Origin of the sequence: Microbulbifer salipaludis, assembly GCF_017303155.1 — a bacterium.
Classification (GTDB): domain Bacteria; phylum Pseudomonadota; class Gammaproteobacteria; order Pseudomonadales; family Cellvibrionaceae; genus Microbulbifer; species Microbulbifer salipaludis.
In genome coordinates this window covers 547,558-563,752 of sequence record NZ_JAEKJR010000002.1, presented here as the reverse complement: position 1 = coordinate 563,752, position 16,195 = coordinate 547,558, and the positions used below count along the sequence as shown (strand labels likewise).

Here is a 16,195-nt window from a genome sequence, read left to right as displayed (position 1 = left end):
AGTGCTGGGTACGGGTTTTCAGGAGCGTCGCAAACAGGATGTTTGCGACGCAGCGCCCAGGGATGGGTTCACAGGGGGGCGCCTAGCTCGGTCCTGAAAACCCGTACCCAGTGCTTTTCCGCCACCCAACCTGCAAAAAAAGAACTTAGCAGACCCCGGACTTAACCAAGGCGCTCGAGCAAAGCCTCAACAATAGGCTGATTAGCATCCGGAAAACGAAAATCAGATAACTCTGAAACAGAAACCCAAGCCAGTTCCTGGCCTTCCACACCGCGCTCTTTTCCGCTGAACCGGGTAACGAACCAGGTATCCAGAAACACCTGCTTGTCCCCATAATCATGCCGAACCTCAATCAACGGTTTCATGGCTTCGACCTGGATATCGAGCTCTTCTTTCAACTCGCGAGTCATCGCTTGCTGAATCGACTCATCGTCCTCGACCTTGCCACCGGGAAATTCCCATCGCCCCCCCATATGCAGGTGATCCGGTCGTTTGGCGAGAAGAATACGGCCGTCTGGACCGAGGATAACCCCAACCGCCACATGAATATGTTTAACCACAGACTCGCCCATCACGTGCGGTATTCCGCATTAATGGTCACGTACTCGAGGGAGAAGTCGCAGGTCCAGATATGTTCACAGGCATCACCGCGCTGTAAATCGACCGTAATGGTGAATGCCGGCTGCTGGAAAACTTTCTGGCCCGCCTCTTCCGTGTAACTGTCCGCGCGGCCACCCGCCTCAACAATCTGCACATCGTCGAGAAACACATCGATCTTGCTAGTATCCAGATTCTCAGCACCGGCGTTGCCGATTGCCATTACCAGACGCCCCCAGTTCGGGTCGGAGGCGTACATCGCGGTTTTCACCAGCGGCGACTCGCCGATTTCAAACGCCATCCGCAACGCTTCTTTCGAGCTCGCCGCATTGTTGACCTGCACCGTCACGAATTTGGTCGCGCCCTCACCGTCTTTCACGATCGCCTGTGCCAGTTCGATATGCACATCGACGATGGCCGCTTTCAACTGCGCATAGCCCTCGCTGACACGTTCGATTTCGCTGCCGGTGGCGCCACTGGCAATCAGCACGCAAGCGTCATTGGTGGAAGTATCCCCATCGACACTGATGCGGTTGAACGACGCACCTACGGCGTCTTTTACCAACTCATCCAGCAATGGCTGCGCAATACGCGCATCGGTGGCCACGTACGCGAGCATGGTCGCCATGTTTGGCTGGATCATGCCCGCACCCTTGGCGATACCGGCGATGGTGATGGTTTCTCCGGCCACCTCCACCCTGCGGCTGGCCGTCTTGGGGCGGGTATCGGTGGTCATAATGGCCCTGGCCGCTGCCTCCCAGGCATCTGCCTTGAGGTTGTCCACAGCAGCCGGCAGCGCGTCGAGAATTTTCTGTACCGGCAGATGCTCGCCGATCACCCCGGTACTGAATGGCAATACCTGTTCCGCCTTGATACCCAGTGCCTCGGCGACCCCTTCGCAGCTTTGCTCGGCCGTTTTCAAGCCGCGCGTGCCGGTGGCCGCGTTAGCGTTGCCCGCATTGATCAGCAGCGCGCGGATATGACCCTCGCGAATATGCTTTTTGGCAACCAGTACCGGCGCCGCACAAAAGGCGTTCTGGGTGAATGTCGCCGCGACACTGGCGCCTTCGGCGATTTCGATCAATAGCAGATCGTCGCGCTGCCAGTTTTTAATGTTGGCAGGTACGGCAGAGAGACGGATACCGGGAATCGGGGGGAGTGGCGGCGCCATGCGATTACGTCCTTGAGCAATGTCAGTATGTGCGCGCATTATAAATAAAAAGGCCCGCTGGTAAGAGCGGGCCTTTTTGCGATGCCGGTGAAAACGTAGCGAGCGGGTGGCTGGTGGTGGCCGCCGGAGCGCAACAACCAGAGCGTACTCGAGTACGTGAGGATTGGACCGGGCTGGCGTACCAGCACCGCCGGACACCGCCAGGCGCCCGCGCAGTAGTTTTCAGCTTGGCGTCGAAGAGGTCAGCTTACCGTGGCACTGCTTGTACTTCTTACCGGAACCACAGGGGCAGGGATCATTGCGCCCCACCCGTGGGCCGCGGCGTGCCGGCTCCTGTGCAGCCGGTTCAGCAGCCGCTTCCACCTCAGGTATCGCAGAGGCCTTGGCATGCTGGAGCTCCAGCTGCTGGCGGCGCTGTGCCTCCAGACGGCGCTGCTCCATCTCTTCCATCTGCTCGCGGGTCATGGGCTCCACGTGCGCCAGCACCCGAATCACTTCGTGCTTCAGGTTATCCAGCAAACTCTGGAACAGGTGGAAGGATTCCCGCTTGAACTCCTGCTTGGGGTTTTTGTTCGCATAGGCGCGCAAACCAATACCCGCACGCAGGTGATCCATGCTGGACAGGTGCTCTTTCCACAGCTGGTCGAGGACCTGCAGCATCACCTGACGCTCGATCGTCGGCATCAGGCTTTCGTCTCCGGTGCTTTCCGCTATACGCGCGAGCTTGTCCTGATAGCCCTGCTGCGCAGCCTCGACGATTTTTTCGCGCAGGCTTTCTTCATGCAGGGTACGGTCTTCGTCCAGCCACTGCTGTACGGGCAACTGCAAACCGAGCTCGCTCGCCAGCTGCTGTTCCAAAGCCGGGATATCCCACTGTTCTTCCACACTCTGCGGCGGAACGTGGCTGGAAATCAGCTCGTTGACCACATCATCGCGGATTGCGGTGATGGTATCGCCAATATTTTCCGCTTCCAGCAGTTCGTTACGCTGGGAATAGATCACCTGGCGCTGGTCATTGGCCACATCATCGTATTCCAGCAACTGCTTGCGGATATCGAAGTTGCGACCTTCCACACGGCGCTGGGCCTTCTCAATGGCATTGGAAACCATGCGGTGCTCAATCGCTTCTCCGCGCTCCATACCCAGCATCTGCATAAAGTTCTTCACCCGGTCGGAGGCAAAGATTCGCATCAGGTTGTCTTCCAGCGACAGGTAGAAACGGGTCACGCCCGGGTCACCCTGACGGCCGGCACGACCGCGCAGCTGGTTGTCGATACGGCGGGACTCGTGGCGCTCGGTGCCGATGATGTGCAGGCCACCGGCCTCAATCACCGTGGCATGGCGCTCTTTCCATTCCGCCTTGATCTTGTCGATCTCCTCCGCCGTCGCTTCGCGGCTCTCGCGCTGCTGCAGCTCTTCAACTTCTGCTTCCCAGTTACCGCCCAGCACGATATCCGTACCGCGGCCCGCCATGTTGGTGGCGATGGTCACGGTGCCCGGGCGTCCGGCCTGGGCAATAATCTGGGCTTCTTTCTCGTGGAATTTGGCATTCAGCACCTGGTGCTGGATTTTGGCCTTCTGCAGCATGCGAGACATCTCTTCCGAGGTCTCGATGGAAGCCGTACCCACCAGAATCGGCGCTTTTTTGTCCCGGCAGTATTTGATGTCTTCGATGATGGCTTCGAGCTTCTCGTCCTTGGTGAGGTACACCAGGTCGTTCAGGTCTTGCCGCTGCTTCTCTTTGTTGGTGGGAATGACCACCACGTCCAGACCATAGATCTGGCGGAATTCGAAGGCTTCGGTATCCGCGGTACCGGTCATACCGGCCAGCTTGGGATAGAAACGGAACAGATTCTGGAAGGTGGTGGACGCCAGGGTCTGGCTCTCGCTCTGGATCTGTACGTTTTCTTTTGCTTCCAGCGCCTGGTGCAGGCCTTCCGAAAGGCGTCGGCCGGGCATGGTGCGGCCCGTGTGCTCGTCGATCAACACCACCTGACCGTTCTGCACGATGTAATCGACATCTTTATTAAACAGTACGTGGGCACGCAGTGCCGCATTGACATGGTGCAACAGGCCCAGATTGCCAGGAGCATACAGGGACTCATCTTCCTTCAGCAGGCCGCCGCGTGTTAGCAGGTCTTCGATCAACTGGTGGCCGTCTTCGGTCATTTCCACCTGGCGGGTCTTCTCGTCCACCGTGTAATGCCCTTCGCCACCCTCTTCACCGCGCTCCAGCTGCGGAACCAGCTTGTTCATAGCCATGTAGAGCTGCGAAGAATCTTCCGCGGCACCGGAAATAATCAGCGGGGTACGCGCCTCGTCAATCAGGATCGAGTCCACCTCATCCACGATGGCGAAATTCTGTGGGCGCTGGGTGCGGTCTTCCTTGCGCAGTACCATATTGTCGCGCAGATAGTCGAAGCCAAATTCGTTGTTGGTGCCGTAGGTAATGTCGGCCTGGTACGCGGCCTTCTTGTCTTCCGGGTGCTGCTGGGACACGACGATGCCCACGGTCAGGCCCAGGAATTCGTAAACCGGGCGCATCCAGTTGGCGTCACGGCTGGCGAGGTAGTCGTTCACGGTAACAATGTGCACACCCTTGCCTTCGAGCGCATTCAGGTACGCGGGCAAGGTGGCCACCAGGGTTTTACCCTCACCGGTACGCATTTCCGCGATGTGCCCCTCGTGCAGGGTCATGCCACCGATCATCTGCACGTCAAAATGGCGCATGCCGAGGGTGCGGTCACTGGCCTCACGCACCGCGGCGAAGGCTTCCGGCAGAATCTGGTCCAGGGTCTCACCGTCGGCCAGGCGCTGCTTGAATTCATCGGTTTTGGCTTTCAGCGCGGTGTCGTCCAGCGCCTTGTACTCATCTTCCAGCGCGTTGATCTTGGTGACCACTTTGCGCATACGCTTGAGTTCTCGGTCATTTTTTGAGCCAAAGACCGTTTTTATCAGTTTGCCAATCATTATTCAGAAACCACATTAAAGCTGAGTGTGCCCGCGGGCCCGGGGCTGTGAGCCACTGCGCGGAAAAGGTGCAAGTAAACAGGAAGGCGCCAGGCGCCGCAACCATGATTGAAGTTGCGGGCGCCACTACAGGATTACAAGTGTCCTGCCGCGCAATGATAGAGGATAGTTGTTATCTGCCGGTGCGGCGGATATAGGTGGCGGGGTCTACCGGGCGGTTGTTTTTGTACACCTCGAAATGGACGTGGGGGCCGGTGGAGCGGCCGCTGGAGCCCATCAGGGCAATGACCTGCCCCTTCTTCACGATATCGCCGACCTTGACCTTGAGCTCGCTGTTGTGACCGTAGCGAGTTTTGTAGCCATTGCCGTGATTGATTTCCACCAGCTGGCCGTAACCGTAGCGATCTTCCGCCCAGGTCACGACGCCCGCCGCCACAGAGACGACGTCGGAGCCATTCTTGCCAGCGAAATCCACTCCCTTGTGCCAGGAGCGACGCCCGCTAAAGGGATCGGTGCGATAGCCGTAGCGGGACGACATCCAGCCGCGGGTAATCGGACGCCCGGCGATAAACTGCTCATCCTGTAGCTGGCGCCGGGCCATCAGAGAATCGAGTGTCGATAGCTGCATCTGCCGGTCTTCAATCTGATCCGACAGAGCACCGATGACCTCAAGGAATTCGGGGGGCTGGTAGGGCAGCTCGCTGCCACCACTGATACCCGGATCCTCCGGGCCGCCCAGGGCCGGCACGCTGCCAAACTGGAACTCACCTTCGTCGAGCTTGGCAATGGTGGTCAGGCGCTCACCGAGCGCATCCAGGCGGGTCAGGCGGGCCTGCATCTCCGCAAGCTTGACGGTCAGAGCAGTGAGCTGCTCGCGGGCCTGCTGGTCGGCCTCCTGGATATCTTCCTGCTGCTTGCGCAGTGCTTTATTCCAGGCTTTGACCGCACGAGTGTCGAACACGTCGGATTCTTTGGCGGGGAGATTCGCACCTAGCCACAAGGCACCCACGGGCAACCCCAACAGGCAGAGGCCGAGCAATGCTTTGCTCAGCCCTCCAAAGTTGAAGCTGCGGGAGACACCCCCACGCTCGTTAACGAGAATAATTTTCATATCTGGCGTGCAAGAATTGCGACAATTTGTTGTTTTATATTAATTTTTCACCTGTTCAGGCGCTGCTGCGCTCCAACAGTGAAAGGGCTGTCGCTTCCTGCATTGCCCCTGGCCATCCCACTGGCCACTGACACCCTGTCCAGCATTGGGTGCTGTCAGGCTGCCTCAAACATCACTGTGCCCGATCAGGGCACGTAAAAAAGCCGGCAAATTCTGTGCCGGCTTTTCCATTTCTGCCTCTTACACCGCCAAAATCGGCTTAACGTAAGAGATTGGCGCTTCCTGCTCATCCTCAAAGGTCACCATTTCCCAGGCGTCCTCCTGAGCCATCAGGGTGCGCAGGGACTTGTTGTTCAGTGCGTGACCGGACTTGAACGCCTTGAACTCACCAATAACACTGGTACCCAAGAGATAAAGGTCGCCAATGGCGTCGAGAATCTTGTGCTTGACGAACTCATCTTCGTAGCGAAGACCGCCTTCGTTCAGGATTCGGTACTGGTCGATAACAATCGCGTTATCCACGCTGCCACCCTGCACCAGGCCTTTGGAGCGCAAATATTCAATCTCGTGCATGAACCCAAAAGTACGCGCACGGCTCACCTCTTTCACAAAAGAGGTACTGGAGAAGTCCACCGAGGAGCTGAGGTTGCGCCCCTGGAACACCGGGTGATCGAAATCAATGGTGAAGGACACCTTGAAGCCGTTGAACGGCAGGAAGCTGGCCACTTTGTCGCCCTCTTCCACGGTAACCGGCTTCTTGATACGCAGGAATTTCTTGGCAGCAGATTGCTCCTGAATGCCTGCGGACTGGATCAAAAATACGAATGGACCGGCACTACCGTCCATGATCGGTACTTCCTGAGCGGACAGTTCGACAATCGCATTGTCGATGCCCAGCCCAGCCATGGCGGACAGCAGGTGCTCAACCGTGGCAATCCGCACATCTCCCTTCACCAGTGTGGTGGAGAGCAGAGTGTCGCCCACGTTTTCTGCACGCGCTTCAATCTCAACTACCGGATCCAGATCGACCCGACGGAACACGATGCCACTGTTTACCGGCGCCGGTTTCAGGGTCAAAACGACCTTCTTACCGGTGTGCAGGCCAACACCCGTGGCTCGAATAGCATTTTTGAGAGTGCGCTGTTTGATCATCTATGTCTTGGTTCCCAATCGGTGAGCTGCGCACGAATCGCAGCGAGCCGGCGATAGTAACAGAAAAAACACGCCAAAACTACAAGTAACGCATCGGTCACAAATTGATCGGACTTGTGTTTCAGGCCGAACTTCCAGTGCTTAGTCTTTTAAGCATAGCGTAGCGAGAAGACTGCAATGCCAAACCAGTGCACAGAAATGTAACACGCGCGCGATTGGACGGCGCTTCCCACTGACGGTGGATGTATTCGCGCCAGCGGCGACACCAAAACCGCACAGTCACCAAGGCCTGGAGCAGCTCCCGGCAACTGTGCTTTCTCTCGACCTTCTGAATTCCCGATCCCACGGATCCGGACTTGGGGCGCAACGCGCCCCTTCACCGGTGCCAGTGACTCGCACACCGGAGCGGGCGGAAGCCCGGCAAACGCCGGGCAAGGACATGAGCAGATGGGTTCCGCCCCACACTCCGGTAGGAGCGGGACGGAAATCAGTCTGCCTGGCGACGCAAGAACGCCGGAATATCCAGATATTCCATATCCTGGTCCGCCGGGTTCAGGGGCGGCATTGAGCGCGGCTTGGAGCGATCGCTTTCAACACGGCTGCCGCGCACATCTTGCGGTTCACGCGCGGTCTCAGCCGGTGCCGCCGCACGAGCGGCTTCTCGCGGCTCAGGCCGGCGCGTGTTATCCACCACTTTCGTCGGACGAGCAGCCTGGGCACTGGCTTCACCGAGACCGGCGGCCACGACCGTAACGCGCATTTCGTCGCCCAGTTTGTCATCCACCGCGGTGCCAATCACTACGGTGGCGTCGTCCGAGGCAATCTCCTGCACAATCTGGCCCACTTCGGAGTATTCACCCAAGGTCAGCTCCTGGCAGCCTGCGTCTTCACTACCCGTGATGATATTCACCAGGATACCGCGTGCACCTTGCAGGTTGACGTTATCCAGCAACGGGCTGCGAACGGCTTTCTCGGCCGCCTCACGGGCACGGTTTTCGCCAACCGCAGCGCCGGAGCCCATCATCGCCATGCCCATTTCAGACATGACAGTGCGCACATCCGCGAAATCCACATTCATGATGCCCGGGCGAATCATGAGATCGGCAATGCCCTGCACGGCACCCAGCAATACGTTATCCGCTTCCCGGTAGGCCGCCTTCATGGTGATCTTGTTGCCGAGCACCTCCAGCAGGCGATCGTTGGGGATGGTGATCAGTGAATCCACCTTGTCGCGCAGTTCGAGAATACCCTCTTCGGCAACGGTGCTGCGCTTGCGCCCTTCGATCATGAACGGACGAGTCACCACGGCAACCGTGAGAATACCCAGGTCCTTGGCGATCTCCGCAACAATCGGCGCTCCGCCGGTGCCTGTGCCACCGCCCATACCAGCAGTGATAAACACCATATCCGCACCGGTCAGCACTTCAGCAATGCGCTCGCGGTCTTCCAGCGCAGACTGCCGGCCCACATCCGGGTTGGCACCGGCACCCAGACCGCGGGTGATCGTGTTACCCAGCTGCAGAATGGTCTGCGCTTCCACATCTTTCAAAGCCTGCGCATCGGTATTCGCACAGATGAAGTCCACACCACCGACTTCGCTGGCGATCATGTGCTTGACGGCGTTACCGCCACCGCCGCCCACTCCGATCACTTTAATGACAGGCTTGTCCTGTACGCTATCTACGAGTTCGAACATTGCTGTTCCCCTTTTTTGCTCATGTCCAAATTTAATTATCGATCCCGGTAATTATTTTCTGCTTCAGAGGTTGCCCCTGAACCAGTGCTTCACCTTATCCCACCACTGGTTTTCGCTGCGCTGAACCGTGGTATTACCCCGCTTGTTATCCTCCACCTTGATCGCATACATCAGCAGACCAACGCCGGTGGAATAAATCGGATTACTGACGATATCCGTCAGGCCCGAAATCCCCTGGGGCACGGCCAGACGCACCGGCATATGGAAGATCTCTTCCGCCAGTTCCACAGCCCCTTCCATCTTTGATGAACCACCGGTGAGTACGATGCCCGCAGCGCACAGATCTTCAAATCCACTGCGGCGCAGCTCGGCCTGAACCAGGGTGAATAATTCGTCGTAACGAGGTTCCACCACTTCCGCCAGTGCCTGGCGCGACAAGTCCCGCGGCGGGCGATCACCCACGCTGGGAACCTTGATGGTCTCTCCTTCACGCGCCAGCTTGGCCAGCGCACAGGCGTACTTGATTTTGAGTTCTTCCGCATGCGGTGTCGGCGTACGCAGGGCCATGGCGATATCGTTGGTCACCTGGTCACCCGCAATGGGAATGACCCCGGTGTGCCGGATGGAGCCGCCGGTAAAGACGGCGATGTCCGTGGTACCGCCACCGATGTCCACCATGCATACGCCGAGCTCTTTTTCATCATCGGTCAGCACGGCATAACTCGATGCCAACTGCTCGAGAATGACGTCTTCCACTTCCAGGCCACATCGGCGAATACACTTCTCGATGTTCTGCGCCGCATTGACCGCGCCACTGACCAGGTGCACCTTGGCTTCCAGGCGCACACCGGACATGCCCAGCGGCTCCTTCACGCCCTCCTGGCTGTCAATCAGATACTCCTGCGGCAGCGTATGCAGAATTTTCTGGTCCGCCGGAATGGCCACTGCGCGCGCAGCGTCAATCACCCGGTCCAGGTCTTGCTGAGTCACCTCTCGATCCTTGATCGCAACAATGCCGTGGGAGTTCAGGCTCCGGATATGGCTACCCGCAATCCCGGCGTAGACCGAGTGAATCTCACAGCCAGCCATCAGCTCCGCCTCTTCGACTGCGCGCTGGATGGACTGCACCGTAGATTCAATATTTACTACCACGCCCCGCTTCATACCGGTGGAGCGGTGGGAACCGATACCGACGATATTCAGCTCGCCATCTCCGGTGACCTCACCGACAATCGCGACGACCTTGGATGTACCGATATCCAGGCCAACGATCATGCGTGGTTCAGTTGTTTGCGTCATTGGATTTTCAACCTCGCTGGACTCTCGCGCCGACCCACATTGCACATGTCGGATCAGGGCCAGGCCCGGCTTTTTATCTGCCTATTTTGTTGTCAGTTTTCTATTTTGTCTTTCGTTTTCCATTGCACGGCAACTGCATTGTTATAGCGGGTATCAACCCCCACAATTTTTTGCAGATGCGGCGCCAGTACGCCCCGCGTCAAGCTGAGAAAGCGGCCCACCCGCTCCAGCAACTCGTCGTGGCCGAGCTGCAGGCGAATTCCGCTGACCAGCTCGAGTTGCCACCCCGCCAAATCGTCAAACGACAGACGGCGTACTTCCATATCCTTTGTGGTGAGCAACCCGGCCAGCGCCTGGTACTGCACCATGATGCGTTCCACCAGCTCTGCGTCGCCGGCCAACTCCGGTAAGCGCAAATCCTGCAAATTATCTGGCCGGGGCAGCAATTCGCCACTCGCGATAAGTAACTGATCCCCACCCCAGATGGCGAGAGGCTCAGCCTCTTCCACCACCACCTCAACACCGTTGGGCCAGCGACGACTAACCGCTGCATTTACAATCCAGGGGTTGGCCATCAGGGCCGCCCGCAGCTCGCCAATATCCAGCGAGAAGAATCCGTTGCGCAGATGTGGCAGCAAGATGTCTTCAACTTCTCGCTCGGTGACGGCGCGAAAGGGTGCCTTAACCCGCACATTTTCCAGCGCATCCACACGGCTCAACTCCACCGCGGGTGCCTGCTGCCACAACCAGCGGGCGCTGTATCCAAGCCCCGCCGCCACCATGACCAGAAAACCCAGCATCAGCAGTAACCGGAGGGGCCGCAGTCCCGTCGGGGCATCCGCATTGGGCAGTGCACGCGCACCGCGGGGCGCCTGCTTGCCACGGCCCTTCTTGGGTTGGGCCTTTTCTCTCGCCACGTTTTTCGCTTTTGCCACGGTATTCCCGCTTGTCACCTAGTCCGCAGAGCCCGCGTGATCGCCCAACCGCCATTCCGATAATTGCTGCGCGAGCCCGCCCACATTGCCCGCACCCTGGGTCAATACGATATCGCCGGGCTCCAGCAGGTCCGCCAGAATCGGGGGGACCTGATCCACGCTTTCCACGAAAATCGGATCTATCTGCCCCCGATTACGAATACTACGCGCGAGGGTACGGCCATCCGCACCCGGAATGACTGCTTCACCGGCGCTATATACATCCAGAAGAACCAGTTTGTCGACCTGCGATAACACCTGCACAAAGTCTTCGAACAGATCGCGGGTACGGGTATAGCGATGGGGCTGGTACACCATAACCAGGCGGCGCTCTGGCCAGCCGTCGCGCACGGTTTTTATGGTGGCTGCCACTTCTCGCGGATGGTGGCCGTAATCGTCCACCAGCATCACTTTTTCTGCTTCGGTGTCGTCGCTCACCGGATACTCGCCGTAAATCTGGAAACGGCGACCAACCCCCTGAAATCCGTTCAAGCCTTCACGAATGGCCTCGTCACTGACGCCCTCTTCTGTTGCCACCGCAATCGCCGCGGTCGCATTCAGTACATTGTGAATACCAGGCGTATTGACGCACACATCCAGCGTGTCGCCTCCGGGACGATGCACGGTGAAACAGCTGCGCAGTGGCTCCTGCTTCACATCGCTGATACGAAAATCGTTATCCTCTGTGAACCCGTAGGTCGTCACCGGCCGCGCCATCCGCGGGATAATTTCCTGCACATTGGCATCATCCCCGCAGACTACCGCAAGGCCATAAAACGGGAGGTTCTGGATGAAATCGATAAAGATCTGCTTAACCTTCTCGAAATCTCCGCCATACGTTTCCATATGGTCCGCATCGATGTTGGTCACCACCGTGACCATCGGCTGCAGGTGCAGGAAGGACGCATCACTTTCATCGGCTTCCGCAATCAGGTAACGACTCTCCCCGAGCGCCGCGTTTGTGCCGGCACTGTTCACCAGCCCCCCGATTACGAATGTCGGATCCTTGCCCGCAGCCGCAAAAATAGAGGCGATCAGGCTGGTGGTTGTGGTTTTGCCATGGGTACCGGCAACCGCGATACCGTAGCGATAGCGCATCAACTCACCGAGCATTTCTGCACGGCGCACTACCGGAATACGATTTTCCCGCGCAGCCACAAGCTCCGGGTTATCGCCATAAACGGCCGAAGAATTCACCACGACATCCACATCGCTCACATTTTCTGCGGTGTGCCCAATCTGAATCTTGACCCCCAACTTGCGCAGTCGTTCGGTGACCTTGCTGTCCCGCAGATCCGAACCAGACACTTCGTAGCCCTGATTCTGTAGTACCTCGGCGATACCACTCATACCGGCACCACCCACACCAATAAAATGGATGCGGCGAGTACGGCGCATAATCGGCACGTGGTAGTGGCTTTCGCCTGACTTCATGTTTTGTCCAATAGCTTTCGGGTTTTCAATTTCGTTGTTCGTTTCGCGAGACATATCAACACCCCATCTCTTCGCGACATACGGCCAATACCTGATCGGTCGCATCCGGCCGGGCAACGCGGCGTGCCGCCTCCGCCATGGCCAGTAATTTTTCCGGTGCGGCAAACAGGGACTCCAGCAGACCCGCCAACTCTTCAGCATCCAGTGCATCCTGCTGGATCACGCATGCTGCCCCGGCCTTTTCGAGCCACTCACCGTTCTTCGTCTGATGGTCGTCAATGGCGAACGGGAAGGGCACCAGAATGGCACCCACACCCGCTGCAGCAATTTCCGATACGGTCAGTGCACCGGAGCGACAGATCACCAAATCCGCCTGCCCGTAGGCTTCTGCCATATCCGCAATAAACGGCACCACGTTTGCTTTCACGCCGACACGCTCGTAGGCCTCTTGCGCCAAGTCGAGATGTCGCTGCCCCGCCTGGTGAACAACCTGCGGGCGCTTTTCTTCGGACATTCTTGCCAGCGCTTGCGGCACCAGCTCGTTAATCGCCACTGCACCCAGGCTGCCACCCAAAACGAGTAATCGGGCCGGGGCCTGCTTGCCCACACGCGTCGCCGGTTCCGGCAGTGCGGCAATTTCCGGCCGCACCGGGTTACCCACCTCGGTTGCCGCCGGCAAGCCACTGGGAAAAGCTTCCAGTACCCGGCTGGCGATTTTTGCCAGCAAGCGGTTGGTGGTACCTGCCACTGCATTCTGCTCATGGATAATTAACGGGATACCCGCGAGTCGCGCTGCGACACCGCCGGGTCCGGTCGCGAATCCGCCAAAGCCCAAGACCGCATCTGGCTGTACTAACTTGACCACCTGGCGCGCCTGCCAGATCGCCTTGCTGATCTGCAGGGGTGCTTTCAACAATGCGCCGGCACCTTTTCCGCGAACCCCTTCCACCGTGATGAAATGCAATGGTATTTCCGCCGCGGGGATCAACTGTGCCTCGATGCCGCGCATGGTGCCGAGCCACTCTACCGAACCACCCTGCGCTTGCAGGGCACGGGCCACGGCGAGGGCAGGAAACACATGCCCACCGGTGCCGCCGGCCATCACCAGAAATTTTTTACCGGCAAAAGGAGCGCTGTTCATTTCCGCCATCAGGCCGCCTCCCCGGTTTTTCGATCACCCATTTGCAGGGGGTTAAAAATCGGCAACTGTCGGATACCCGCAATGCCCCCTTCAGCGACCGGCACTTCGCTACTCAATTCCTTCTGCGTACGCCAGGCCAAGCCAAACAGGGCAAAACACACCACCAGGCTGGAGCCACCGGAACTGACAAAGGGCAGCGTGAGCCCTTTGGTGGGTAACAGGCCGGATGCCACACCCATGTTGACGAAGGCCTGCCCGGCAAGCAGTACCGCAATGCCGAAAGTCAGCAGCGCGGCAAAAAAGGCCTGCTTCGCCAGCGCCTTTCTCACCAGGCGCAGCAACGACCAGGTGAGAGTCGCATAGAGCGCAATCACAACCAGCCCACCCAGCATGCCCCACTCTTCCGCCAGAATGGCAAATACAAAATCCGTATGCGCCTCGGGCAAATAAAACAGTTTCTGCACACTATTCCCCAGGCCCACACCAAACCATTCGCCGCGGCCGAATGCGATCAGTGACTGCGTCAACTGGTACCCGCCTGCAAACTGCTCGCCCCAGGGATCCAGGAAGGTGGTCAAGCGCTGCAGCCGATATGGGCTCACCAGAGCCATCAACACCAGCCCACAGGCCGCGAGCCCCACCAGTAAAAATGTATGTGGCAAGCGCGCGCCGGCGAGAAACACCATCGCCAGGGCCGTGCCCGAAATAACCACCACAGAGCCAAAATCCGGCTCCAGCAACAGCAGTACCGCCACCACGCCGAGCACCGAGATGGGCACCATAAAACTGCTCCAGTGGCGCAGCTTTTCATTCCTGCGGGTCAGGAAACTGGCGAAAAAAATCAGGCAGCAGAATTTTGCAATTTCCGCCGGCTGTACCGTAATCGGCCCCAAGGCAATCCAGCGCATACTGCCATTCACCGCACGCCCCACACCGGGGATCAGCACGATCAGGAGCATACCCAGTGCAAAAAACAGCAGTGTCCAAGACAGGTTGGACCAGACTGCCAGAGACACTCTGCTCACCACGAAGGCCCCAAAAGCGCCGGCCGCCAGGAATACCAGATGGCGCTTCAGGAAATACCAGGAATCACCATACACATCGGCGGCGAATGCGATGGAAGCCGAGGCCACCATCACCACACCGATGCTCGCCAGGGCCAGAACACAGAACGGCAACACCCAGGCAAACTCGTCAGCCTGGTCATTTGCCGCCACCTCGAGGGCTACACGCTCTTTCCGGCTCACTGACTACCTCCTGCGCCTTGCGCCGCCACAGAGGTATCCACCAGATCATTCACCGCACGGCGAAAGTCTTCGCCACGCGCTTCAAAATTGCGATACATATCGAAACTGGCGCAGGCCGGAGAGAGCAGCACGTAATCGCCTTGCTGCGCCATGTCGGCGGCCTTTGTTACCGCCTGATCCATCGTTTCAGCGGCTTGTTGGGGCACCTTGTCCGCAAACACCTGCGCGATTTTCGCACCGTCGACACCGATGGTTACCAGGCCACGTAGGGTATGCGCCGCGTCGACAAGTGCAGAGAAGTCCGCTCCCTTGCCATCGCCGCCGGCAATCAAGACGATCTTGCGTTGGCTATCGGCAAGCCCATCCAGGGCTGCGCGCGTCGCACCCACATTGGTGCCCTTGGAGTCGTTCACAAATGTGACACCCGCACAATCGGCCACGCGCTCACAACGGTGGGTCAAGCCAGCGAAGTGACGCAGCGAATCCAGCATTGCGTCCATCGGCAAGCCCACGGCATTACCCAGCGCCAGAGCAGCCAGCGCATTGGCTATGTTGTGGCTACCCACCATCCCCAGCTCACGCGCAGGCATCAGTTTTTTCGCACCCTGTGCCAGCCAGCGATCGCCCGCCTCCTCAATCAACCCAAACTGCTGCAGGTCCGGGCGGTCCAGACCAAAGCTCCACTCGCGGCTTTCCCGCGACAAGGGCCCACGGGTCAACGGGTCGGCGCGATTGATGACAAACTGTTGCGCATGCCGGTACACCCGCTGCTTGGCGCGGTGATAGGCCGCCATGCCCGGGTAGCGGTCCATATGATCGGCGCTCATATTCAGAATCGTCGCAACATCGGAGCGCAGGGAGTAAGTGGTTTCCAGTTGAAAGCTGGACAGCTCCAGCACAAACAGTTCCGGTAGCTTTTCGCCAGAGGCCAGAAGATCCAGTACCGGCACGCCGATGTTGCCGCCCACTCGCACATCCACGCCCGCCGCTCGCGCCATTTCACCCAACAGCGTGGTGACGGTGCTTTTGCCGTTGGAGCCGGTGATTGCGATCACTTTGGGCGCGGGGTCAGCCTTGGCCAGCTCACGCGCAAACAACTCGATATCGCCAATCACGGGAACGCCTGCCGCCACAGCCGCGGCGATGGCCGGCTCGGCCACCCCGATTCCAGGGCTTGCGATAATCTCACTGGCCGCCAGCAGGGTTTCTTTGCTGAGCGGGCCACATTCAACCGGCACGTCCGGGTACTGGGCGCGGAACGCGTCCAGTGCGGGTGGTGCATCGCGGCTATCCACCACAACCGGCGAGAAACCCTGGCGCAGCAGGAAGCGCACGACCGATTGCCCGGTAGCGCCCAGCCCGATCACCACTTTTTTCTCTGAGGTTGCGATGAGGTTCATTGG

12 protein-coding genes are annotated in these 16,195 nt (G+C 58.7%); all 12 read right to left on the bottom strand.

The features are described 5' to 3' along the window. Positions 1-161 precede the first annotated feature (161 nt). The 12 genes from mutT to murD all read right to left on the bottom strand — a co-directional run bounded on the left by mutT (position 162) and on the right by murD (position 16,192). Complete coding sequence (gene mutT, locus JF535_RS08045) at positions 162-572, bottom strand: 8-oxo-dGTP diphosphatase MutT (RefSeq protein WP_207003643.1); 411 nt, start codon at positions 570-572, stop codon at positions 162-164. Continuing rightward, the gene (argJ, locus tag JF535_RS08040; protein WP_207001011.1) at positions 572-1,768 is read right to left on the bottom strand and encodes a bifunctional glutamate N-acetyltransferase/amino-acid acetyltransferase ArgJ; all 1,197 of its coding nucleotides are present in this window, start codon (positions 1,766-1,768) and stop codon (positions 572-574) included. The genes mutT and argJ overlap by 1 nt, the downstream gene beginning before the upstream one ends. 222 nt (positions 1,769-1,990) lie before the next feature. Continuing rightward, entirely contained in the window at positions 1,991-4,738 is a 2,748-nt protein-coding gene (secA, locus tag JF535_RS08035; protein WP_207001009.1) for a preprotein translocase subunit SecA, read from the bottom strand. Positions 4,739-4,910: 172 nt separating this feature from the next. After that, positions 4,911-5,849: a M23 family metallopeptidase gene (locus JF535_RS08030; RefSeq protein WP_207001007.1), complete on the bottom strand. Its 939-nt coding sequence runs from the start codon at positions 5,847-5,849 to the stop codon at positions 4,911-4,913. Between the two features lie 240 nt (positions 5,850-6,089). Further along, on the bottom strand, positions 6,090-7,001 hold the full coding sequence (gene lpxC, locus JF535_RS08025) for a UDP-3-O-acyl-N-acetylglucosamine deacetylase (protein ID WP_066966379.1): 912 nt from the start codon (positions 6,999-7,001) through the stop codon (positions 6,090-6,092). 487 nt (positions 7,002-7,488) lie between these two features. Continuing rightward, positions 7,489-8,697: a cell division protein FtsZ gene (gene ftsZ / locus JF535_RS08020; protein ID WP_207001005.1), complete on the bottom strand. Its 1,209-nt coding sequence runs from the start codon at positions 8,695-8,697 to the stop codon at positions 7,489-7,491. Between the two features lie 63 nt (positions 8,698-8,760). Beyond that, positions 8,761-9,996 (bottom strand): cell division protein FtsA, encoded by a 1,236-nt coding sequence (ftsA, locus tag JF535_RS08015; RefSeq protein WP_207001003.1) that lies wholly within the window; start codon positions 9,994-9,996, stop codon positions 8,761-8,763. A 92-nt stretch (positions 9,997-10,088) separates the two neighbouring features. Continuing rightward, positions 10,089-10,931, bottom strand: a complete 843-nt coding sequence (locus JF535_RS08010) for a cell division protein FtsQ/DivIB (RefSeq protein WP_207001001.1) — start codon at positions 10,929-10,931, stop codon at positions 10,089-10,091. 18 nt (positions 10,932-10,949) lie between these two features. Next, positions 10,950-12,404: a UDP-N-acetylmuramate--L-alanine ligase gene (murC, locus tag JF535_RS08005; protein WP_207000999.1), complete on the bottom strand. Its 1,455-nt coding sequence runs from the start codon at positions 12,402-12,404 to the stop codon at positions 10,950-10,952. Between the two features lie 55 nt (positions 12,405-12,459). Then, positions 12,460-13,554: an undecaprenyldiphospho-muramoylpentapeptide beta-N-acetylglucosaminyltransferase gene (gene murG / locus JF535_RS08000; RefSeq protein ID WP_242523757.1), complete on the bottom strand. Its 1,095-nt coding sequence runs from the start codon at positions 13,552-13,554 to the stop codon at positions 12,460-12,462. After that, the gene (gene ftsW / locus JF535_RS07995) at positions 13,554-14,792 is read right to left on the bottom strand and encodes a putative lipid II flippase FtsW (protein ID WP_340674145.1); all 1,239 of its coding nucleotides are present in this window, start codon (positions 14,790-14,792) and stop codon (positions 13,554-13,556) included. Before ftsW ends, murG begins: the two co-directional genes overlap by 1 nt. Continuing rightward, positions 14,789-16,192, bottom strand: a complete 1,404-nt coding sequence (gene murD / locus JF535_RS07990; protein WP_207000997.1) for a UDP-N-acetylmuramoyl-L-alanine--D-glutamate ligase — start codon at positions 16,190-16,192, stop codon at positions 14,789-14,791. The genes ftsW and murD overlap by 4 nt, the downstream gene beginning before the upstream one ends. Positions 16,193-16,195: the final 3 nt, after the last annotated feature.

Excerpts from the sequence above, each read along its gene's own strand:
- argJ (WP_207001011.1), bottom strand. The coding sequence starts at position 1,768 with ATGGCGCCGCCACTCCCCCCGATTCCCGGTATCCGTCTCTCTGCCGTA.
- murG (WP_242523757.1), bottom strand. The coding sequence starts at position 13,554 with ATGGCGGAAATGAACAGCGCTCCTTTTGCCGGTAAAAAATTTCTGGTG.
- lpxC (WP_066966379.1), bottom strand. The coding sequence starts at position 7,001 with ATGATCAAACAGCGCACTCTCAAAAATGCTATTCGAGCCACGGGTGTT.
- mutT (WP_207003643.1), bottom strand. The coding sequence starts at position 572 with ATGGGCGAGTCTGTGGTTAAACATATTCATGTGGCGGTTGGGGTTATC.
- murC (WP_207000999.1), bottom strand. The coding sequence starts at position 12,404 with ATGAAGTCAGGCGAAAGCCACTACCACGTGCCGATTATGCGCCGTACT.
- ftsZ (WP_207001005.1), bottom strand. The coding sequence starts at position 8,697 with ATGTTCGAACTCGTAGATAGCGTACAGGACAAGCCTGTCATTAAAGTG.
- ftsA (WP_207001003.1), bottom strand. The coding sequence starts at position 9,996 with ATGACGCAAACAACTGAACCACGCATGATCGTTGGCCTGGATATCGGT.
- murD (WP_207000997.1), bottom strand. The coding sequence starts at position 16,192 with ATGAACCTCATCGCAACCTCAGAGAAAAAAGTGGTGATCGGGCTGGGC.
- secA (WP_207001009.1), bottom strand. The coding sequence starts at position 4,738 with ATGATTGGCAAACTGATAAAAACGGTCTTTGGCTCAAAAAATGACCGA.
- JF535_RS08030 (WP_207001007.1), bottom strand. The coding sequence starts at position 5,849 with ATGAAAATTATTCTCGTTAACGAGCGTGGGGGTGTCTCCCGCAGCTTC.